This is a genomic window from Chlorobaculum thiosulfatiphilum (assembly GCF_006265165.1).
GTDB classification, from domain to species: Bacteria; Bacteroidota; Chlorobiia; order Chlorobiales; family Chlorobiaceae; genus Chlorobaculum; species Chlorobaculum thiosulfatiphilum.
The window spans coordinates 1-259 of sequence record NZ_VDCH01000079.1 but is presented as its reverse complement, the minus strand read 5'-3'; the positions used below and the strand labels follow the sequence as shown (position 1 = coordinate 259).

General features: G+C 48.3%; 1 protein-coding gene. It reads right to left on the bottom strand.

Features of this window, described 5'->3' with window-relative positions:
• The coding region (locus tag FGF66_RS12430) for a chloride channel protein (RefSeq protein ID WP_139457966.1) at positions 1-259 on the bottom strand (259 nt) is incomplete at both ends.

Sequence of the window (259 nt, the reverse complement as noted above, 5' to 3'; positions counted from 1 at the left end):
CGTTCTTTCTGCACACCGGTAAACCACTCCTCGATCCTGTAGTACACCTTGATGAACATGACAGCAGAAAGACCTGCCAACACGCCAAGGGCAAAGTAAAACACCAGCTCATAGTTCGAAACAAGCGTATAATCAGGCAACTGGAATGTCGATGAATTCCCTAGATAGCTTCTGGACACAACGGTTCCAATAACCGCAGCGATAACGATCGGGCTGAAGGTACGCACACTGAAATCCCCCAGAATGACCTCTATAGCGA